This window comes from Paenibacillus sp. JNUCC 35 (assembly GCF_058269095.1).
Genome location: NZ_CM177771.1, coordinates 1,229,623 through 1,250,354 on the forward strand (window position 1 = coordinate 1,229,623; position 20,732 = coordinate 1,250,354).

Annotated in this window: 20 protein-coding genes and 1 pseudogene; 15 read left to right on the top strand and 6 right to left on the bottom strand. The window is 56.2% G+C overall.

All coding sequences use genetic code 11. From position 1 onward, the window contains the following. Positions 1–31: 31 nt before the first annotated feature. A complete protein-coding gene (locus AC2TF6_RS05405; RefSeq protein WP_491310240.1) occupies positions 32–1,429 on the bottom strand; it encodes a hypothetical protein in 1,398 nt (465 codons plus the stop codon). A gap of 187 nt (positions 1,430–1,616) precedes the next feature. Between AC2TF6_RS05405 and gcvH the strand changes: the two genes are divergently transcribed. The 3 genes from gcvH to panD all read left to right on the top strand — a co-directional run bounded on the left by gcvH (position 1,617) and on the right by panD (position 3,864). Then, entirely contained in the window at positions 1,617–2,009 is a 393-nt protein-coding gene (gcvH, locus tag AC2TF6_RS05410) for a glycine cleavage system protein GcvH (RefSeq protein ID WP_009673270.1), read from the top strand. Positions 2,010–2,702: 693 nt separating this feature from the next. Next, positions 2,703–3,446 carry a YheC/YheD family protein gene (locus AC2TF6_RS05415; protein ID WP_491310241.1) on the top strand — a complete coding sequence of 248 codons (744 nt, stop codon included), beginning with the start codon at positions 2,703–2,705 and terminating at the stop codon, positions 3,444–3,446. A 25-nt stretch (positions 3,447–3,471) separates the two neighbouring features. Next, on the top strand, positions 3,472–3,864 hold the full coding sequence (gene panD / locus AC2TF6_RS05420) for an aspartate 1-decarboxylase (RefSeq protein WP_491310242.1): 393 nt from the start codon (positions 3,472–3,474) through the stop codon (positions 3,862–3,864). 277 nt (positions 3,865–4,141) lie between these two features. On the opposite strand, the pseudogene AC2TF6_RS05425 reads toward panD, so the two are convergent. After that, positions 4,142–4,312: pseudogene (locus AC2TF6_RS05425) on the bottom strand (manganese catalase family protein); the annotation flags it as partial. 170 nt (positions 4,313–4,482) lie between these two features. On the opposite strand from AC2TF6_RS05425, the gene solA reads away from it, so the two are divergent. The 4 genes from solA (at position 4,483) to hisJ (ending at position 7,650) form a co-directional block, all read left to right on the top strand. Next, positions 4,483–5,613, top strand: coding sequence for an N-methyl-L-tryptophan oxidase (gene solA / locus AC2TF6_RS05430; RefSeq protein ID WP_491310243.1), 1,131 nt, complete (start codon positions 4,483–4,485; stop codon positions 5,611–5,613). Positions 5,614–5,740: 127 nt separating this feature from the next. Then, positions 5,741–5,926: a KGG domain-containing protein gene (locus AC2TF6_RS05435; RefSeq protein ID WP_009673287.1), complete on the top strand. Its 186-nt coding sequence runs from the start codon at positions 5,741–5,743 to the stop codon at positions 5,924–5,926. Between the two features lie 234 nt (positions 5,927–6,160). Then, entirely contained in the window at positions 6,161–6,652 is a 492-nt protein-coding gene (locus AC2TF6_RS05440; RefSeq protein ID WP_491310244.1) for a FixH family protein, read from the top strand. Between the two features lie 161 nt (positions 6,653–6,813). After that, on the top strand, positions 6,814–7,650 hold the full coding sequence (gene hisJ, locus AC2TF6_RS05445; protein WP_491310245.1) for a histidinol-phosphatase HisJ: 837 nt from the start codon (positions 6,814–6,816) through the stop codon (positions 7,648–7,650). Between the two features lie 251 nt (positions 7,651–7,901). On the opposite strand, the gene AC2TF6_RS05450 is transcribed toward hisJ, so the two are convergent. Further along, positions 7,902–8,282, bottom strand: a complete 381-nt coding sequence (locus AC2TF6_RS05450; RefSeq protein WP_491310246.1) for an LSm family protein — start codon at positions 8,280–8,282, stop codon at positions 7,902–7,904. A gap of 328 nt (positions 8,283–8,610) precedes the next feature. On the opposite strand from AC2TF6_RS05450, the gene AC2TF6_RS05455 reads away from it, so the two are divergent. Further along, complete coding sequence (locus AC2TF6_RS05455; RefSeq protein WP_491310247.1) at positions 8,611–9,156, top strand: GNAT family N-acetyltransferase; 546 nt, start codon at positions 8,611–8,613, stop codon at positions 9,154–9,156. Between the two features lie 103 nt (positions 9,157–9,259). Beyond that, complete coding sequence (locus tag AC2TF6_RS05460; RefSeq protein ID WP_009673288.1) at positions 9,260–9,949, top strand: copper homeostasis protein CutC; 690 nt, start codon at positions 9,260–9,262, stop codon at positions 9,947–9,949. A 646-nt stretch (positions 9,950–10,595) separates the two neighbouring features. On the opposite strand, the gene AC2TF6_RS05465 is transcribed toward AC2TF6_RS05460, so the two are convergent. Beyond that, a complete protein-coding gene (locus tag AC2TF6_RS05465; protein ID WP_491310248.1) occupies positions 10,596–11,768 on the bottom strand; it encodes a glycosyltransferase family 2 protein in 1,173 nt (390 codons plus the stop codon). Positions 11,769–12,053: 285 nt separating this feature from the next. On the opposite strand from AC2TF6_RS05465, the gene yyaC reads away from it, so the two are divergent. The 6 genes from yyaC (at position 12,054) to AC2TF6_RS05495 (ending at position 17,974) form a co-directional block, all read left to right on the top strand. Continuing rightward, positions 12,054–12,632: a spore protease YyaC gene (gene yyaC / locus AC2TF6_RS05470; protein WP_491310249.1), complete on the top strand. Its 579-nt coding sequence runs from the start codon at positions 12,054–12,056 to the stop codon at positions 12,630–12,632. A gap of 341 nt (positions 12,633–12,973) precedes the next feature. Continuing rightward, positions 12,974–14,794 carry an ABC transporter ATP-binding protein gene (locus AC2TF6_RS05475; RefSeq protein ID WP_491310250.1) on the top strand — a complete coding sequence of 607 codons (1,821 nt, stop codon included), beginning with the start codon at positions 12,974–12,976 and terminating at the stop codon, positions 14,792–14,794. A gap of 91 nt (positions 14,795–14,885) precedes the next feature. Further along, complete coding sequence (locus AC2TF6_RS05480) at positions 14,886–15,341, top strand: hypothetical protein (protein WP_491310251.1); 456 nt, start codon at positions 14,886–14,888, stop codon at positions 15,339–15,341. Positions 15,342–15,454: 113 nt separating this feature from the next. Beyond that, complete coding sequence (locus AC2TF6_RS05485) at positions 15,455–15,739, top strand: hypothetical protein (protein ID WP_491310252.1); 285 nt, start codon at positions 15,455–15,457, stop codon at positions 15,737–15,739. Positions 15,740–15,908: 169 nt separating this feature from the next. Continuing rightward, complete coding sequence (locus AC2TF6_RS05490) at positions 15,909–16,970, top strand: copper amine oxidase N-terminal domain-containing protein (protein ID WP_491310253.1); 1,062 nt, start codon at positions 15,909–15,911, stop codon at positions 16,968–16,970. 290 nt (positions 16,971–17,260) lie between these two features. Continuing rightward, entirely contained in the window at positions 17,261–17,974 is a 714-nt protein-coding gene (locus tag AC2TF6_RS05495) for a winged helix-turn-helix domain-containing protein (RefSeq protein ID WP_491310254.1), read from the top strand. A gap of 74 nt (positions 17,975–18,048) precedes the next feature. Here the strand turns inward: AC2TF6_RS05495 and AC2TF6_RS05500 are convergent, their stop codons facing one another. Both AC2TF6_RS05500 and AC2TF6_RS05505 read right to left on the bottom strand, forming a co-directional pair. Then, complete coding sequence (locus AC2TF6_RS05500; RefSeq protein ID WP_491310255.1) at positions 18,049–19,182, bottom strand: amidase domain-containing protein; 1,134 nt, start codon at positions 19,180–19,182, stop codon at positions 18,049–18,051. Between the two features lie 331 nt (positions 19,183–19,513). Beyond that, positions 19,514–20,674: a DUF2167 domain-containing protein gene (locus tag AC2TF6_RS05505; protein ID WP_491310256.1), complete on the bottom strand. Its 1,161-nt coding sequence runs from the start codon at positions 20,672–20,674 to the stop codon at positions 19,514–19,516. Between the last annotated feature and the right edge of the window lie 58 nt (positions 20,675–20,732).

The following is a 20,732-nucleotide window of genomic DNA, read 5'->3' on the forward strand; positions in this document are numbered from 1 at the left end:
GATAGACTTAGGGGTGTATACGGATATCTTTTTACTTATATTCCCCGATCAAATAGTTGTAAAAAGGCTCGTCGACCCAGAACCGGTAAGACTCAACTTTGGTAGCCGGGCTGATTTTGCGGATGCCCTCTGCAATGGCTTCAGGCTTGTCGGCCAGGGAAAAGGTTTGGGCATAGTAGTGGCCCTTAGTGATTTTATTGTTGGCAATGACTTTGTAATCCGGCAGCTCAGTCCGGGAATAATACAGCGGCTGCCACCAAGAATGAGCAATAAGGCCGCTCTGGTCTTCACTGTTCTTCTTGGCGTATTTCAGGACGATTTCCTGGAACCGGTCTTTTTGCCCGGCTGTCGCGAACTCGAATGAAAGGTCATACTCCTTGGCATAGGCTATGTAGTTCCCGTTGTCGATCTGCACAACTTTGTAATCGTCGGTTTGAACGGGCTCGCCCCATTCTTTCAAGTAAATAAAAGCGGAGGTTTTCGGCTCCAGCTGGACGCGCGCATCAACATTCTCACTGCGCAGGAGTCCGATTAGCTGAAGGGCGTGGTCAATTTCGCTGTGTCCGTATGTAAGGGAACGCGCGCTGTCAAAGTGAGGCGTATACCGGTCGTCTTTTACGTTATAGCCGGTAATCAGATCGGCTTGCAGCGCTTGGTCCACGATGGTTTGCAGATCGGGCTGCTGGATCAGGTTCTGGACATTCCATGCGTCGCGTACCTTGCGGAGTATGTCGGGATCGGAAACCCGGCCCAGCTCATGCTTGTACAGGCCCTGCAGTTCCAGCACGCGTCCGAGCAAAATTTCCGCGTAAGAGGCGGAGGCAGGCTCGTTACGCTGAAAAGCGCCATGCAGTCCGGCGGGCAGAAGCTCCGTATCCGCGGCTGCGGCGAGTTCCTGGGCGGCCTGCGGCGTCAGCTGCGGGATTTCATCGTCCGCATGAAGCTTGGCGAGCGAACGTGCCGCTTTCTCGGCGGGATAGGTGTAGGCGAGCTCTTTTAAGCCGGCTGCTTTCACGGCCATGTACACGGCAGTGCTCTGTGTGAGGGGCTGATCGCCATCGAGCCGGTCTTGGGTGAGGATTCCTTTTTCGTACAACGCCAGAGCGGATTTGTAATAAGGACTGCTTTCCTTAATGTCCTGAAAAGGATTCGGTTTGTCTGACGGCTCCAGGTTAAGAACAGCGGCCAGAGCCTTAACAAAGTCGCCCTTTGTCGGTTCGGACGGCAGCGTATAGCCGAACTGGTCTTTCAAGAACTGCCGGTATTCCTCGGATAAAAGAGTGGTTTGCTCCGCCGTCCGGAGAGCGGCAGCTGCCGGAACACTCGCTCCTTGCCCGTAAGCCGGGCCTGACCACACCGTTAGAAGCAGAGCGCCTGCGGCAAGGAGAGAGCCGAACCGGGTCGCGTTAAGCCGTATAGATACGTTCATGAAATGAACCCCTTTCTTAAATTAATTTATTCCAATCTGAAAAGTAGGAATTTATCAGGATGGTATCACCCTTTAAATAAGCTGTCAATACAACGAAAGAACTTTGCCCGTCCGCGGCTTGACTTCGCCGTTTTCATTCGGGTAAGCTAAATTTATTAACGGCAGTCAAAAGTGAGGCGGTAATAACGTGAGCGAAGTAAAATCCGGATTGTTATACTCCAAAGAACACGAATGGGTCGAAGTGCTTTCCGATACGAAAATCCGTGTAGGTATGACCCCTTTTGCACAAGAGCAGCTTGGCGACATTGTATTCGTCGAACTGCCGAAAACGGGCGCTTCCGTCAAAGCCGACGACATGCTGGGCAGTGTGGAATCGGTCAAAACGGTCTCCGACCTGATTAGTCCCGTTATCGGAACGGTTGCCCGAATCAACGACACTCTGGAAGAATCTCCGGAGCTGGTGAATACGGACCCTTACGGCGCAGGCTGGGTGGCCGAAATCGACATTTCCGGCAAAGAAGCCTTGGACGGGCTTATGACCGCCGATCAGTATCAGGCTTATATCGTTTCGGAGCAGTAATCGTTTGCCGCTCCGAGCTGCGGCACCCTGCCGGAATTTTTCGGGAGGGTGCTTTTTTGCAAGACGAGTGAATTCACCTCTCAAAAAAAACGTTCTCGGTTCGCTTCCGACCCGGGAACGTCTTTTTGCTGTTGCACCAGGCGATTGTTGCCTGAGCACGCCTGATGCCTTATATCCGCACCGCGCGCAGCTCCCGGCGCGCGGTGCTTGGCGTCACATGACGGTGGCTCCTACACGCGCCCTCCGCTTCCACGCGCCGTCCCGGCCTCAACGCCGCCGTCCGGAGGCGATCGTCTTCTCGATGGTTCTTTTCATCGCGTGTCCGGCACGCGTCCATGTCCACCGGCTCATATTCCTGCGCCCCCGGAGCCCCTTCCGCCTGCATAGCCCGGGATGTTCGTAAGCGAGTCTCATTTGTTTTTTCAGAGAGCCGAGATCCGGCATAGAGGAGTTCCGCTTCGCTGTCACACCTGAAAAACATTCCTTTAGTTCACGGAGGCCGTTCAGGCTTTGAAACGGTAGGAAACTATTTCGCCCTATCACTTGAAGGCTCTTTCCCGATCTTTGAAAAATAGGGTCGGCTGCACAGCGGCGGCTAGAACAGACGCCTTTTCCATCCGGTACCCGCTCTCATATATATAAAGGAGCGGTCTATGAAAGAAAGTCTATCGGATCGGAAAGGTGGCCGAGAGCATGGCGTTTCCCGCGAGGTTTAACAAGTGGTCCAAATACAAGTTTATGAGAAATGCCGCCGGGCTTGTCCCTCATCTGCCGGCAACGAGTCCGATGTCGGAACGTTCCTTCGGGGAAATGTCGGAGCGGTACGGCCGGGTCGTTGTCAAACCCGTTGGCGGGATGCAGGGGCAGGGCATTTTCCATGTGTCCTGCCTGTCGGACGGCTGGTACGAAGTGCAGCATGAAAACCGCAAAATCAAGCTGGCGGGCAGGAGGAAGACTTACGCTTTTTTGAGTAAGCAAATCGGCTCTCAAAGCTATATCGTCCAGCAGAGTATCGATCGGGCGACGGTCGGGGAGAGGGCTTTCGATCTGCGTGTTATCGTTCAGCGGAAAAAAAATTCGCGCCGCTGGATTGTTACCGGGCACGTGGCGAAAGTCGTGGGCAGCGGCTATTTCGTTTCGAACACATCCAGAAAAGGCAAGCTCCTGCTTCTGGACGAAGCGCTCGGCCGCTCTTCGCTTCACAGGCTGTCCCGGAAAGCGCTGCAGGAACGGATCGATCAGGTTGCTCTTGCATGCGCGAAGACGCTGACGGAACATTTTCCGAGGCAGGTCATTTACGGTATTGATATCGGGCTGGACAAGCGCGGAAATGTATGGATTTTCGAAGGGAATTTGTATCCGGCCATGTCTCATTTCGTGAAGCTCAAAGACAAAACGATGTACCGCCGCATCAAGGCTTATGGCGAAGGCCAGTAAAGAACGAGGAAAGGGGACGCGCGGCATGTTCAGAACGATGATGAAATCCAAGCTCCACCGGGCCACCGTTACGGAGGCCAATCTGAACTATGTAGGAAGCATCACGATCGACGAAGATCTGATGGAGCTTGCGGACCTTCTGCCCAATGAAAAGGTTCAGATCGTGAACCTTAACAACGGATCTCGGATGGAGACGTATACGATAACGGGTCCCAGAGGATCGGGATGCGTCTGTCTGAACGGGGCGGCGGCAAGGCTTGTGCAGCCGGGCGATCTCGTCATCATTATTTCCTACGCGTTAATGAGTGAGGAAACGGCGGCAGATTACGCGCCCAAAGTGGTTATTTTGGAAGAAGGCAACAAAGTTGCGCGCGATCGTTACGTGGAAAAACACTCCACCGTGCCGGATCCTTCCTGACAGGTCCTCCTGGCGGTGCAGTTGAAAAAGATCCCGAAGACCCCTCCGAAGAAGCCTGCCGGAAGGGTTTCGGGGTGGCCGTTATAACCCTGCGGAGCGCTGGAGGCACTGGGCGATTTTCATGAAATCTTCCATGGAGATGCCGGACGCGAATTCCTCGGGAACTTCCTCTAGATCCGGAACGGGACCCGTATGCTCCGGTATTCCCTCGATGACTTCAAGAGGCTGGCCGTCTTTGGGATGCTCGCCTTGCCATATGCAGCGGATGACCGGTAGTCCGGAGTTTCTTTTTATTGCGGAAGTTAAAAGAGTGGTACATATAATTGTTCAGCGTGGATATTTCGCCGAAACGTCCCCCGAGGAGTTCCTGAACGGCGGCAGCGGCATTGGCGTCGGGTTTATCCGGCTTTGGCAGCTCGATGGCCAGACGGTTAACGCGTTTAATCAAGACAGCCTCCTCCAAACAGCGTGATACGCGTGATATAGGTAACGTTACGGTTAGACATATGTGGAACGGCACGGCTTGGCTGATATGCTCCGTTCTTGGCTGCGCATTGACACCTTCTCAAGCGGGGTGCTAACGTCAAGATAATGAAGAGCGAGGAAGGAGTTACCGCCATGCGCACCCGTTACGACGTGATCATTATCGGAGCCGGCTCGATGGGCCTGAGTGCCGGTTATCAGCTTGCATCAAGCGGCGTGCAGACGCTGCTCCTCGATGCGGGCAATCCCCCGCACGAGGAAGGCAGTCATCACGGGGAAACGAGGCTCATCCGCCATGCCTACGGCGGAGCCCCCGCGTACGTGCCCCTTGCGCTGCGCGCCCAGAAGCTGTGGGAAGAGCTGGAGCGCCTATCCGGCGAGACGCTGCTGCGGCCTACGGGCGTGCTGAACGTGAGCCGCGAAGAGACGGCCAACCACCGGAGCAAAATCGCCAACGCGCAGCGGTACGGCGTTCCGCTGGAGGAGCTCGATGCCGCCGAAATCCACCGCCGGTGGCCGGGCTTCTCTCTGCCGGAGGGCTGGAGCGGCCTCTACGAGCCGGACGGCGGGGTGCTGCTCAGCGAAGCCTGCCTGCGCGTCTACCGGAGACTGGCGCTGGAAGCGGGCGCGGAGCTGCTGACGGATACGCCCGTCCGGTCCGTGCGGCTGGACGGCGGCGAAGCGGCCGTGACGACACCGGCCGGAACCTTCACGTCCGGCCGTCTGATCGTCACGGCTGGAGCCGCGGCCGCAGGCATCCTGCCGGGCCGGCTGCTTCCCGTGACGGCGGTCCGCAAAACAGTGGCTTGGTTCCGGGCCGGCGGCGGGCTGTACCGGTCCCCCGGCTTTCCGGGCTTTACGGTCCATACGGGGCTGGGGGAATACTACGGGTTCCCCGACTTCGACGGTTCGGGAGTCAAGGTAGGCCGGCACGATGAGGGGATTCCCCTGAGTCCCGGAGAGCCGAAGCATCCGTTCGGGAGAACGGCCGCGGACGAGGAGGAGCTTCGCGCCTTTATGGAAGCGTACCTCCCGGGCGCCTCGGGTGCGCTGCTGAAGGGCAAGGTCTGCCTGTACGAACGTACGCCGGACGAGGATTTTATCATCGGACGGCTGCCCGGGCATCCGCATGTGAGCGTTGCGGCGGGCTTTTCCGGACACGGGTTCAAATTCGCGAGTGTCGTGGGCGAAATTTTGCGGGATCTGACCGTCGATGGAAGGACTTCTCTGGATCTGACTCCTTTTTCACCGGAGCGGTTCAATTGATTTTAACCAGTGAATTACCAGTTTTCCGTTTCGGAATCTCTCATCCGGGTAAGTAATAGACGTAGGCGGCAGTTAAACAAGACTTCCTAAGAAGCCTGCAAATTTACCGTTTGAGGAGTGGATCATCATGGCTGACAAAATGTCTCGAGAAGAAGCAGGACGCAAAGGCGGAGAAGAAACCGCACGCACGCACGACAAAGATTTCTACCAGGAAATCGGACGTAAAGGCGGCGAATCCCGCGGAAACGACAGCGGCAGAAGCGATGGCAAGATGAGCCGTGAAGAAGCGGGAAGAAAAGGCGGACGCAGTTAAGACGATGAACGTGATCTCGACATATAAAAGGACTTGCAGCCCCCGGTTGTAAGTCCTTTTGCTGTGCGGATTAAGCCGGCTCGCGCCGGATTGTTCACGGAATTGTTACAAATAGGGCCCAGGTGAGCTATCCCTCTTTTGCAGGCATCCCGGTATAATAGGTTTGATTGATGGGAAAAGATGAAAGCAGCCGTAAAGGCATCAGGCCATGCAGTTTAGGGGGATTGAACATAAATGAATGCACATAAACAGGAAAGTTACGCCGGTCGTTCCGGTTTGAAATTAACATTCAGGCGCAGGAGTGTCGGCACGGCCGTTCTTCTGCTGGTGCTGACAGCGGCGCTTGCCGGCTGCGGTTCGGGAGGCGGCGGACATGAAGGGCACGGAGGTCAAGGCGCGGGCCAAGGGACGCTGGATACGCTGAATCCGATCGAAGCCAAAGTGAAATTGCCGGCGGAACCGGTCAAAAAAGGGACGGAAGCGGCGGTTGAAGTCACCGTCACCCAGGATGGCAAGCCGGTGGACGATGCGGACGAGGTTCTTTTCGAAGTATGGAAAGAAGGCGCCCCGGACGACAATCATGAGAAGATTAAAGGAACCCACGGCAAGGACGGCTTGTATACCTTAAAAAAGAAATTTGACGAACCGGGAACGTATCTGATTATTTCCCACGTCACGGCCAGAACGATGCACACGATGCCGCAGGTGAAGCTCCAGGTGGAATAGCCCGGCATCGGATATCCTTATGATTCCCGATGCAAGCGGTGGGCCCGGATGGAAATCATCCGGGCTTTTTTGCCGATAAGAAGCCCGGCGTTGCCGTGCTAACCGGGCCGCGCTATACTCAAGTCAGACAAGCCGCAGAGACTGAGGAGGATAAGTACGCCATGACATTCAAATGGGACGGTCATACGCACACGAAGTTTTGCTATCACGGAAACCCCGCCGAGGAACCGGCATACTTGGACCGGGCGATAGAGCTCGGCTTCGAACGCTACACCATCAGCGAGCACCCGCCGCTGCCGGATAAGTGGATCGACAATCCCCGGCTCATGGCGGAATTGGCCATGCCGATGGAGGAGCTGCCGGACTATTTGGCCTATGCCGAAGAGATGAAAGCGAGATATGCCGGCAGGATCGAAGTGACCGTGGGCCTCGAGATGGATTACCTGTACGGCAGGGAAGACTTCTCCGACGCGCTGCTGGATCAGTACGGAAGCCGGCTCGAGGACGTCGTCGTATCCGTCCATTATCTTCCCGGAGCGGGCGGCATGCGCTGCATCGACTTCTCCGCGGACGACTTCCGGGAGGGGTTGCTTGCCCATTACGGGAGTATGGACGCGGTAGCCGAAGAGTACTACAACCACGTCGAGAAAGCGATCGAGTGGGCGGCCGGTCTGCCTATGCGCAAGCGCCTCGGTCACGTGCAACTGATCGAGAAGTTCCGCGAAGCGCTTCCGCCGATCAGCCCGGAACTGATCGAGCGCAGGCTGACCGGGCTGCTGCCCAAGCTCCAGGAGGCGGGCGTCGGCATCGACGTGAACGTCGCCGGTCTGCGGGTGCCGACCTGCGGGCAGACCTATGTGCCGCGGTGGTTTCTTGCCGCCTGCGCGAACCGGGGCATTCCGCTGATTTACGGCTCCGATACGCATAAACCGGAGCACGTGGGAGCGAACTGGGCCTGGTTTGAGACCGCTTTCGGCGCGAGCCGCGCGGAAAGCTGAGAGAAGCGGCCCTGTGAAGCGGCGCACGGAGCGGCCGCTCGAAAGCCGCGTGAAGCACCTGAGGCCGAAAGGGAAGTTCGCCCTTACGGCCTTAAATCCGCGGGGGGAAGCCGCCAGAGCCGGAAAGCACCGCCAAGGGGGGACGCGTCAAGCGGGCCGTTTCCGGAGGCGGTGCTTTTTGCGCAGCGGGCGGCTTCTTCGCGCTGTAAGGACGCGGGGAGGAGCACCCGCGTCCGCCGCTGACTCTTGTTCTACATCAATAGAACAAGAGTCAGCAGATCGAACAGGGCCAGCGTGAGGATCGTCTCGTTGCTCGGACCGGGATATCCCGGAAAGCCCGGAAAGCCGGGAGCGGGGGGGAAGAATCCCCTTTCCTCGAATTCATCAGGCGGCTGCCCGTATGGACCTGTTCTTTCATATCCGTTAACATGGCCGGAAATATACCCCTGCCCGTATCCCATGTCAGGGCTGTAACCATGCCCCTGGCCCTGCCCGCCGGATACTTTCAGCCGGACATAATTCGGGTCCACTCCGATAATCATCCCGTCATAAGTGCGGCCTGATTTGGTCTGTATCCGGACGTGACGGTTCATATACGATTTGCACAAACAATAAAAATCCTCTTTGTACATGGCTGGCATCCCTCCGTTTTCCGTTCTCTTCCCTCCAGCTTATGTGCGGACGCCCTGCCGGGCGTGGGCATCCGGCTGTTTTGGGCGCTCCGCTCGCGGTGGGTGAGACATCCGGAAGGCGAAAGCTCTATACTATGGAGCAGGAAGCCAAAGAGAGGAGGCGAAGAGCGGTTATGGCCGTGATCAAAACCAATTCCGAACAGACCAGGGCTGCTTGCCCGGCTTTTATAAAAGGCAGGAATCGCCCTCGGGGGACTCCGGTCTTTTTTCTTGACAAGAAGAGGCACAGCCCCTAAAGTAGATGGAAATTTACAGGAGGGACGCCGAGATGAGAATATGTCAGGTCGACGAAGAAATCAGTCTGGAATTATTGGAGCTTAAGCATGCGGAAGCCTTGTTCCGCCTGACGGACGACAACCGGGAGCAGCTGGGACAGTGGCTGTTCTGGGCAAACGACACGAAAGAAGTCGGCGATTCCGCCGCTTTTATCCAGTCTACATTGCACGCGTTCGCGGAAGGCAAATCGCTGGCCGCCGCCATCATGGTCCGGGGAGAACTGGCCGGGGTCATTGATTATCACGCGCTGGTTCCCGCTCACGGAAGGGCCGAAATCGGGTACTGGCTCGGTAAGGCTCATCAGGGCCGGGGAATTATGACCCGCGCGTGCCGGGCGTTCATCGGATACGGGTGGTCCGAAAAGAACCTCAACCGCATAGTCATTATGGCGGATATCGAGAACGCGGCAAGCCGGGCTGTTCCGCAGCGGCTCGGTTTTACGCTCGAAGGCGTGATGAGAGAATGGGAGGTTAAGGAGAGCGGCAAGCGCGACATGGCTCTCTATTCCATCCTTCGCAGAGAATGGACGGAAAATTGAATTTTTTGGATAAAAAGAAGAATCCGGGCCGTTCCCGTGATAAAATAAGAGACGACCGGCGCTTTTGTGCCCGATGACTAGAACGGATCAGGAGGAGATTTTTATGTTATTGGAAGTGATCGCAACAACAGTCGGCGACGCAATCGCGGCCGAACAGGCCGGGGCGGACAGGCTGGAACTGGTGACCGGCATGAAAGAGGGCGGATTGACTCCGAGCGCGGGCCTTATCGAGGGCACGGTGCGGAGCGTGAAAATTCCTTCCGCCGTCATGGTGCGGCCTCACAGCAAATCGTTTGTTTACGACGCGGACGATGTGCGCGCTATGCGGAGAGATATCCGGCTTATCCGCGAAACCGGCGCCGCCGGTATCGTGATCGGTACGCTTACCCCGCAGAACGAGATCGACGTTCCGGTGCTGGAAGCGCTGCTGGAGGAAGCCGGCGGGCTGGAAGTGGTGTTTCACCGGGCGTTCGACGCCGTGCCGGATCAGATTGCGGCTTTCCGGCAGCTCTCCGGCTACAAGCAGATCACTCGCATTCTGACATCGGGCGGCAAGCCGAGCGCGCTGGATGCCGTAGACCGGATGAAGGAACTGGTGGAGCTCAGCCGCGATTCTCATATCACGATATTGGCCGGCAGCGGACTGAATGCGGAATCGCTTGAATCTTTCGTAAAAGACACCGGCGTGACGGAAGTCCACTTCGGCGGCGCCGTCCGCGGTCCTAAAGGCGTGGAAGACGATATTGCCGCCGAGAAAATCCGGGAGATCCGCGACATACTGGCGCGTTGTTAGCGGACAGGCCCTCCGATACTCGGATAGGGCGCCAGGCTGACGGGGCGGCTTCCCGGAGATGACACCGAACGACGACCTGGACGGCCTGACAGCAGGAGCTGCTGCGCATTATTCCGCGGCTCTTGAAGCGGCCCATACAAACAGGCCGGTTTTTCCTTCGCGGGAGAAACCGGCCTGTTTGCCGGGCGCGGCCGCCGGACTGCCCTTGAGTGTCAAACGCCGGGGACATGGGTTTGGCTTTCCGTCATGGGGCGCCGCCAAGCGGGCTTGGGATTTGCACGCCAGTTGGCCGAACTTTCTTCCGCCACCCGTAATACGGGTAGGCAAAAAAGGCTGTCCCACTGAGAGTGAGGCAGCCTTTTTTGCATATTCGATCATGGGGGTACGAACTGGGGTAAGCCGGGCAGCTGTTGCAGGAAGACCGAATCGTCGTCTTTATCCTGCTTTCCTATTTACGGCTGGATGTTTGTGTAAGCCGTAAGCAGACTGACCGTAAGGAGCAGCGCGCCAAAGGCGTACTTGTATATTCTTGTCGGCACAGTGGACATGGAAGACTCTCCTCCTCTTTTTTATTCCTCTTCATTATACAATAAACAAGATGCTTCAGTTGTAAACATTCTGTAATGGTTTCTTTCACAATTGATCATTATTTCATTTTTTTAAGGTCGGTCAAGGAATAAAACGTCCCGCGCCAGTAGACGCCGCCTTGTTTGAGCGCCAGTCCCACGGACCGGACAAGCACGTAGACAAGCACGGTTGCGCTCGCCGGAATGGCGAGGGTATCGAGGCCCGGTGAACCTGCCATCATCCGGATCTGCTTCCGGTAAAGGGCCGTCATGATAAGCACGCTGGCCAGATGGATGAGACTGCGCCAATCGCCGTAGAGCAGCATGCCGAGCCAGGGAAACGTAAACAGGAGGAGCTGACCCGCTCCGGCCGCCGCCGCCAAAGAAACTTTGTAGCCGAAGCCGGAGAACAGATTTTTCTCCAGTCCCCGGACGGCCGCTCTCATGCTCGGATACCACTCGACCTGCAGCCTGCTCCGCCCCGATGCAAGGCGCTGGCGGAGACCGGCCAGCTTCACCCGCGCGCCGAGCTGGAGGTCGTCGTCCGGCCGAAGGGCGATCGCTTCGTGCGTCCCGATCGCTTCATAGGCCCGCCGGTGAATGTGATTGAACGCGCCGATGCCCATGCCGCCTTTCCGCTCCCCGTCCAGATTCGCGCGCCAAGGGCGCGTGAACAGGCTTAGCGAGAAGAGGAAGTGGCGGATGAAGCTGCGCAGCCAGAACGTGGGCGCCGTCATGTGGGGCGTGAGTGTCAGATGGTCCGCATGCTCGCTTAGCGCAAAGCCGACCGCTTCCCGGACCGTGTCCGGGTGAAAGCGGATATCGGCGTCGGTAAAGAGCAGCCACTGACCGCGGGCCTGCCGGTAGCCCTGGTAGAGGGCGTGGTTTTTGCCCAGCCATCCGCCCGGCAGGCGCGTCACGTGGATCACCCGCATGGGGATATGGATATCCCCGCGCTCCTCGGACCACCGTTTGAGCTCGTCCAGCGTGCGTCCGGTGCCGTCCTGCGAGCGGTCGTTTACGACAATCAGCTCCAGCCGGGGATAGGTTTGCGCGAGCAGATGCCCCACCGTATCTCGAATTGTCGTTTCTTCCTCTTTGGCGGCGATAATAACCGAGACGAGAGGCGGGGGATCGGGCAGCGGACCTGAAGGGGGCAGTTCGCGAAACAGCTTTGCGCCCCGCAGATGATCTGCCAGCATGGCCAGCCAGTAGAGCAGGATAAGCAGAGCCAATATTCCGGCTATGGACATGAGCGGCCTCCTTGTGGAACAATAATAGGGAACTAGGGGGGAAGAGAGCTGTCCGTGATTTTATAAACAGGCCTCTTCCTTGAAACGTGGAAAATAACCGGTTGTACGCGGAAAGCACGACAGGAAAACCGGCTTTTTCTTGCCGGTTGTCTGGCCGTTTTTGTCCGCGTGAGCACAGCACCGTGTATTTGCAGGTCCATCAGATCAGTACGTCTTGGAACCGGGACATAGCAGCTAGTCTTAACGATTTGTCAGAACAGCGTATCAAAGAAAGGAGGCCTTCGCATGGACCATTCCCGGAACGACGCGGAAGCCGCAAGCCTTGCCAAACCATCGGCTTCCAAAGCCTCCAAAGACGGCTACTGGAAAAAAGTATCCGGAAGACAGCTTCCCGCCTTCTTTTCGGAAATCCGGGAAGAAGCGGGCGCCGCGCTTCCGTGTGTGTTCGTGTGCATCGGCACCGACCGCTCGACCGGAGACGCGCTCGGCCCGCTTGTCGGCTCCATGCTGGCCGAAGCCGGCTACAGCGTCATCGGCACCCTGGAGCATCCCTGCGATGCGAGCAATCTTGTGCAGCGCCTGGCGGAAATCCCGGCGGGAGCCTCGGTCGTCGGCATCGACGCGTGTCTGGGACAGCCATCTTCCGTCGGGCTGTACCAGGTGTCGAACCGGCCGATCTTCCCGGGCAAGTCGCTCGGCAAGAACCTTCCGCTCGTCGGCGATTACACCGTCGCCGCGATCGTGAACGCCGACGGCCCCCGGCAGTACGCGGTCTTGCAGACGACCTCGCTGAACCGGGTGATCGGCATGGCGAGGGAAATCGCCGCTGCCGTTCAAGCGGCGTTCCCGCCCGTCCGCGCTTAGGCCGTCTGTTCGGCGGCGGATCGTTGCGCGAACTCCCGCACCCGTGAGACGCCGTACACCGGGGCCCTGCCTAAGTGGCGGCTGTGCGGCGCTTTGCGCGCCCTCGTCCGCCCGGTGTGCCCGGCGGAACGACAGCCGCTTCCCAGGAGCCCGCAGTGTATAGTCTCCGGCGGGAGACCGCTTAAGTATGCTTTTATTATACAGTTGCTTCCGCTATGTTGCGAAGCCTGCGTCCCTGAGTCCGCCCGATGAAACACGCGGACAACCAGCCGCAGGCTTGTATGCTTTTGTAAACTTTTTAACCCGCACACACGAATAAAACAGGGAGATGAACCATACACATGAGAAACGGATTTGGCGGAGGACTGGGCGAACGAAACGGGGGAAGAATGCCCAAAGCGACCCTCAAAGAAGTATCCCTGCGCCGCATTTTGGGACTGTTCCGGCCTTACCGGGGTCAATTGACCGTAATCGTCCTGCTGGCTCTCGGAGGAGCCGTACTCGGCCTCGTTCCTCCGCTCGTTATGAAAGAGATCATTGACACCGCCATCCCGCAGCAGAGCTTCCGGCTCCTTGCCGTCTTCGCCGTTCTGCTTGTCGCTCTGCCGCTGCTCAGCGGCATGCTCGGAGTGGCGCAGAATCACTTGAACACCAAAGTCGCCCAGGGCGTCATGCGGGACCTGCGGATGACCCTTTTCCGCAATCTCCAGCGGCAGTCCATGTCCTTCTTTACCGCAGCCCGGGCCGGCGAAGTGGTCCAGAGGCTGACGGAAGACATCCAGGCGGTCCAGACTGTCGTCACCAGCCTCGTCGTGTCGTCGATTACCCAGATCGTCATCGTCATCACGACCGTCGGCATCCTCTTCGCCCTCGACTGGCGCCTGGCCATCGTGGCGCTCATCATCCTGCCCGCCTTCATTCTGCCGGTACGTAAAGTTTCCGGCATCCGCAAGCGCCTGCGCGGAGAAACGCAAAAAGTCCGCGCCGATATGTCGGCGCAGCTCGGTGAGATTTTCGGCGTCTCCGGCGCTATGCTCACCCGGATTTTCACGCGCGAGAAAGAGCAGGAAGAACGGTTCGGCGGAATGAACCAGCAGGTTATGGATCTGGAGCTCCGTCTCAATCTGATCGGCCGCTGGTATATGATGTTTCTCGGGGTGCTGGGCCCGCTCGGCACCGCGGTCATTTATATGTACGGAGGATACTCCGTCATTCAGGGAAGTATGAGCATAGGCGGGATCGTAGCCTTCGCGGCCTATCTCGGACGGCTGTACAGTCCTGTCGGGACCCTGCTTAACCTGCATGTGGAGGTGGCGACCGCGCTAGGCGTCTTCCAGCGTATTTTCGATTATCAGGATATGAAGGCCGAAGTGGAGGAGGCGGAAGGGGCAGCCAAGCTCCCTCCGGTGCGCGGAAGCATAGCGGTGCGCGATGTTTCATTTGCCTACTCACCGGGTAATACGGTTCTATCCGATATTTCCTTCCAAGCGGAAGCGGGTGAAGTTGTCGCACTGGTCGGTCCCAGCGGAGCGGGCAAATCGACCCTTATCAGTCTGATGGCAAGACTCCATGATCCGACGGAGGGCACCGTAGAGATAGACGGATTCGATGTGAAAAAGGTTAGTCTGTCGTCGCTCCGCCGTCAGATTGCTTACGTTACGCAGGAATCGTTCCTCTTTCATGCCACCGTGCGGGAAAACCTGCTCTTCGCCAAAGAAGACGCTACGGAAGAAGAACTTGTCCATGCTTGCCGCCAAGCGTATATTTACGACTTTGTGCAGTCTCTGCCGCAGGGATTCGACACCATGGTCGGAGAACGCGGACACCGGCTTTCGGGCGGTGAAAGGCAGCGTCTGGCAATCGCCAGAGCCCTGCTCAAAAATCCGCGCATCCTGATTCTGGACGAAGCGACTTCCCACCTGGATTCGGAATCCGAAGCGTTCGTTCAGGCTGCCTTGGAGCAGCTGATGAAAGACCGGACGACGCTGGTCATTGCGCACCGCCTCTCGACGATTCTTCATGCGGACCGCATCCTGGTTCTGCAGAAAGGAAGGATCGTGGAGTCCGGCATCCACAAGGAAATGATGGAAATTGACGGTCTCTACGCACGTCTGTACCGGACGCAGTTTCGCGGACAGACAAATGACACGACGGCCCCTTGAATCTAAACAAAGAACACCGATGGTTCCAATCGGATATTTCGGAGTACGGCGGGAGATGCGCACTGTAACGAATTCAAAGGAGGAATTTCCAATGAAGGAGTTCAGTAAGACGCTGGCAACGATGACGAGGCCCTTTTCATTTGTTCACAAGACGTTAAGCGAATTTGGTTTCGTGTGTCCCCAGACCCATGAGAACCAACTATATGTTACCACCTTTGCGGATTCCATTACGCAGCGTGTCTATATGCTGGCCATACCCACCCGGCTTCTGGAGAACGGGCATACGGAAGTGTATCTCGGCCACACCCGTTTCGAAACGGAGGAGCTGCCGCCTTCCCGTGTCGTCGAAGCGGCCATTTGCCGGATGAAAGAGCTTGCCGATTATTTGAACCAGCCGAACAAACGCCCTCATACCGTCGAGACGGCAAGCAACGGGTATATGGCGACGGATTCTTACGATATCCGCAGGCTGGGCAACGAAATGAAAAAAATGAAAACCAACAGCGAGTTGAAGCAAACCGGACTGATTCCCGATCCCATTCAGTAGCTCTCATAGATAGGGTCAGGAGGCCCCGCTGCGGCGCGGGTCTTTTCTGATTCCGCTTTTTCCGGTGGCTTCGGCTCCGCTGTTTTCATATACGAACAAAAGGAGTGTTGACGATGACACCGATTCATCATATAAACTACCGGAACGAACATAATGAGGTGTACTGCTGCCTGAGAAATAAAGTCGTGGAGCTGGATGACCGGCAGAAGAGCGCTTTCTGCAGCGGCTGCCAGATGTTTGCGGGCTTTGCGGGAGGCAAAGGCGTGGAATGCGAGTGGGAGGACATGAGGGACGTGCCGAACCCGATGCAGGTGCTCGACCCCATGAAGGAGTTTATCAGCAACCAGATCCGCAAGATAGAGCTGGACGATCCGACCGTTATGGCGCATGGAAATTAAGCCCTATAAAGTGTGTATGCCGACAAGGTATATACACTTTTTTTATTTTTTTCGCCTTAAATATCCAGTACATTCCTTATAAATTTGTGTGTTTATGCAACAATTATGCATGATTTACGTCTGAAAAGAAGTAAGTCACTTTCATCACATACAGAAGGGAAAGAACAGCATGAACAATGGAATGAAAAAAGGACTGGCCGTTCTGGCCGTATCCATGGCTATGACCACGGGGGCAGCATACGCTTCGCCGGCTGCCGTAACGAAAGCGGACAACATCGTCCCGATCAGCGCGGAAGTGTCGCAGTCCGTACAAGTGACCGTTAACAATCAGGCTCTGGATGCCGAAGGATATGTGAAAGCGGGAGCCAAGGAAGCGATGATTCCTCTTCGCGCCGTGGCCGAAGCGATCGGCATGGAACTGAAATGGAACCAGGAGGATTACTCCGTCGAACTGTCCAAAGACCGCATCTGGACGCTCGTAAAAACCGGTGAAGACCGTTATGTGCTGAACAAAATGTACAAGCCGCTCGGCACCGCTCCAGAACTGGTAGACAGCAAGCTGTACGTGCCGGCTTCGTTTGCCAGCGAAATTCTTCATGGAACGGTAACGGCGCAGGGCAAGTCCGTTTCCATTTCTTTTGACGAGAAGAAGGAGAACGTGATGACAAAAGGCGTTGTAACGTCCATCCGCAATGCGGACGGCCATAAAGCCGTTCAAATTCAGGGCTTCGGTACGGCCGGACTCGTTCTCAACGTGGGCGACGACACTATATTTGCCACTGACAAGGGAGACAAGCTTACGTTCGATCAGCTTGCGCTCGGTCAAATCGTCGAAGCGGAGCACTCCATGGCCATGACAATGAGTCTGCCGCCTCAAACGCCTACATACAAGATTAGCGTGTCCGGTTACTCGGCGGATGCCGAGAAGCTGCTCGGAACCTCCGGCACCGTGGAAGAAGTGCGCACGGGTGATGACGGCAGCCAAAGCTTGACCATCAAAGGTCAAGGGCTCACCGAGCAGTCCCAGAGCGAAATTGTGCTGCGTCTTTCCGATGCGACGGAAGTCATCAATAAAGAAGGCGCCAAAGCAGACAAAAAAGCGCTCGTTAAAGGCGCGAAAGTCATCGGCTTCTACAACGGCGTCATGACGAAAAGCCAGCCTCCTATCGGCGGAGCGGTGAAGATCGTCGTAGACGTCGAGCCGGAAGCGGCTGCAGCCCAAGCGGAGTAAGAGAAGTTAGGCGGACTCCGGCTGCGCAAAGGCCGTTGAAACGGCCGGCCCTGCATCGGCAGTAAGAAAGGCAGTTCCCGTTCCAAAACGGGGGCTGCCTTTTTTATATTTAGGTATAATATTTCTTTTATTATTTATGAAAAGGAATTATTTTTTAAATATAATTGAAAATATTTACTGATTCTGGTATCTATAGGATAAGACTATCCTTCCAAGTTTACTGGGTTAACCGCTAACGCCGTTGAAAACTTAGCTTGTTTCATAAACTACGCAAGGGGGAGGCTCCGCTGATGACAATCGCGATCTATACAGATGACCCGGATATGGCCCACGTGCTTTCTTATTTTTTTAACGAAACGGTTTGTTCCGTTCACGCGAGATCTGAACTCGGCGGCCTCCCGGGACCGGGCAGCGGGCAGGCGATATTGGCTGTGGGCAGCCCGGATGAGAATGACTGGTTCCGGCTTAAACGTTCCGTCAAACAGGGAACAACGACCTACTTGATGATCCGTGAACCTATGACCCCGCTGGAAACGGTCTATGCCAAAGAAATCGGTGTGAGAGAAATATTGATGGACCCCGTTGCCCGTCTTAAAAGCAAGGCCGCCGAAACGCCGGATAAGCTGATCTCTGTCCTGGTCTGCCCGGGACTGTACGAAGCGGCGGCCGGTTCCGAGCTGGTCTACATCGGGGAAGGGACCTACTTTCATCCGAAACAGTTCTGTATCAAATACGGCAGTACAAGGACCGAGCTTTCGGAGAAAGAAGCGGCGCTGCTTTCGTTCTTTGTGGAGAACGAAGGGATTGTCGTGACCAAGCACACCATTGCGGAAAAGCTCTGGGGCGGGTACATTCAGCCGGATGGAATCTCCAAGGTGATCGCCAGAATGAAGAACAAACTGGGGCCCGCCCGTGAATTGATTTCTTCCCGGCAACTGGGCGGATTTATGTATGTCAAAGAGCGGGAGACAGCGGAGTACGCCGTTACCCGGCTCCTAAAATAAACCCCCTGTCCCGCTTGTGTACGGGATAGGGGGTGGTGTCGGCCGCCGCCGGCTGTTTGCCTCGGGTGCGGCTATTATTTTAAATACGCGGATTTAATATAGTAGAACTCATATTCCGAAGCGGAGAAGTTGGCAAAGGATGCTTTAAGTCTGTCATTGGTGTGAGCGCTGAACTGCATCGTGACCGTATCGTTGGCTACCACGAACATAACGTGCGAGTAGTTTAAGGCGCTGATGAAGCCGCCTGCGGGAGTCGTCGCTTTGGTGGTCTTGTAGAAATAGCCTTTCGTGTCCACCATATACTGCTTCAAACCGTTGGAGATGTTACGGCCCGTGTTCACCCAGGCGAGGCTCTCCGGTTTCCATGTGCTGTCCGTCGGGATGCCGCCGGCATAGATCGATTGAGAAACGTAGTTGGCGCAGTCGACACCGCCGTTTTCGGTATGTTTGGCATAGTTCGGGTTCCATTTGCTCGTGTCGTAGCCGGACGCGTTCGTTGTGTTCGAGGTCCATTTGTTGGCATAATCCCTGGCGGCAATCCTGTCGTAGGTGACGGCGGCAAGCGGCTGGACCAGCGAAGCTTCTGCCGGGCTCTTGAGGAGGAAGCTTTTGTTGGTCGTTACGGCTTCCGTAACAAACTCTTCTCCGTTTTCGATCATGCTGGACTCATTGGAAGGAATAAAGTAATCCGCGGGAATCCAGTCGACCAGTCCGTTAAGAAATTCCAGATTGGCGTTCTTGAGGTCAGGGCTGCCGTTCACGATAGGAGCCGTAATCCGGAACGAATCGTTCTGGTCCGTGGAAGTCCCGATATATTCCTGCAGATCTTTCATCCGGTCGTTGACGACCTGCTCCGCATCCGTGGAGCTTGCGTCTTTGCGCAGCTTCAAGACGTTAAGCTTGCTTTTCAATCCTTTCACGTAGGGCAGCTCATCGACCGATTTCGCTTTGAGCGTTTTATTCAAGGAAATGTTCACGCGGGCCGTCAACCGGTTGTCTTTAACCGAGTAATCCGAAGTGGATAATTGAATGGAGTTAATTGTGTAGTAGGGCGTATAAGCTTTCTTGACAAAATTTTCGACTTCCTTTTGAACGGCCTTCTGATAAAGGTCGTCTTTGACGCCTCCGGGGGACGTCTGGGCAAATGCCGAAGTCGTCGTAAAAGCGGAAATCAACAGCAGAGAAGTGACCATTTTTTTAAGCTTCATAAATAAATTCCCTCCTAAATTAGTGGATTTAATGGCGGCATGTTCCGTCAGAAAAATAAAGCGCTTCCGGTTTTGTGCGTTTTGTTTGTTCTGTACGTTCACCTCCGCTTGAATCGGAAACCTCGGTAAATCCTTTACACTATAAAAGATATACCGGGCGGAGTATCCGGGCTATAGCCAGAACGGGGATACCGGAGCGGCATTACGGGGACAAACCGGGGGCATACCGCGGACATGGCTCCGGTTTCCGGATAGAAAAAAGGCAGCTCCCGTCCTCGAACGGGAACTGCCTTTGGATGAATCTGCGCCGCGCGGTGAACACAGCCGCAGGCTACTTGCTCTTGTCCGGATCTTCCGGCCGGTCGGGCTTACGGAGGGAATCCTCCTCCGTAAGAGGTGTGCGGCCGGTTCCGGACTCGGAAGCGGGAGCCGCCTCGGAGCGGGAATGCTCCGGCTCCAGCGCCGGGTCAGCCCCGGAGCCGCCGTGAGTCCGGGCGTCTGCGGGGGCACCCGGGTCCGCCGAAGGCCCGGGAGCGGGGGCCGCATCCTGCGCGGGCGCATCGGCCGCGGGTCCGTCGCTTCCGGCTGCCGTCAGCTCAGCCGCTCTCGCTTCGGCGGCTCGCGCCTCTGCGGCCTGCTCTGCGGCCGCCGCTTTCTTTTTCTTGCCGCGGAGGATCCGCCACAAGGCCGCGAGGCCGGCGACAAGAATGACGCCGAACTTTTTCAGGAAGACGAGCAGCAGGCCAATCAGTCCGACCTTTTTGGCGACCGCAAGACCCGCGCCCCCGAGGATCAGGCCCGACAAACCGTACTCGGCCAGCTTGTCCGTTTTGGAATTGTACTCTTCGTACCGTTCTCCGGCCTTAACCTGCAGCTTCGGCAGGATAGAGGAGGTCAGCACCTTACGGTCCGCAGCGAGATTTTTCGGGTCGGTCACGAGAACGACGGAAATCACGCCCTTCCGGGTAAGTACGTTGACGTTGTAGTTGACGAATTTTTCGTTATTGGAGTTGTGTCCCAGCAGGGACCAGGAAAGGCTGTGTATGTCGTTGTCGTAAAAGGGTTTCACATCCCAGCCGTCGACGAACAGGCGGTTGGATACATCCCCTCTTTTATTCGCTTCTTCCGTTCCGGTCTTGTAACTTTTAAGGAGCTCGTCCGCATCGATTTTGTCCTTCTCGTCGTCCTTGACGTGGCCGGTGTCCTCATATTCGAAAATAACCGCCCAGTTCTGATTTTCGTCTTTCGGGAAAACGGAACCGATTTCACGGTTGTTTACGTGGGAACCGTTTTGTTGCTCAAATTTTTTGGTATCGGTATCATTCAGAAACACAAAATTTTTGTCCAGATCCAGCTCGGCGATTTGACCGAGTCCCACTTTTTTCGGACCTTCCACCCAGTTCAAGGTTTCTTCAGCCGAGGCCGGAGCCGTCCATAAAGAGACGCAGAGGGCTGCGCCGGTTACCAGGGTAATTAACTTCGGAAGCTTCAAGTTTTTCTCTCCTTTGTTTTAAATAGCCTATTTATTAAATATTGATCATTATATATCG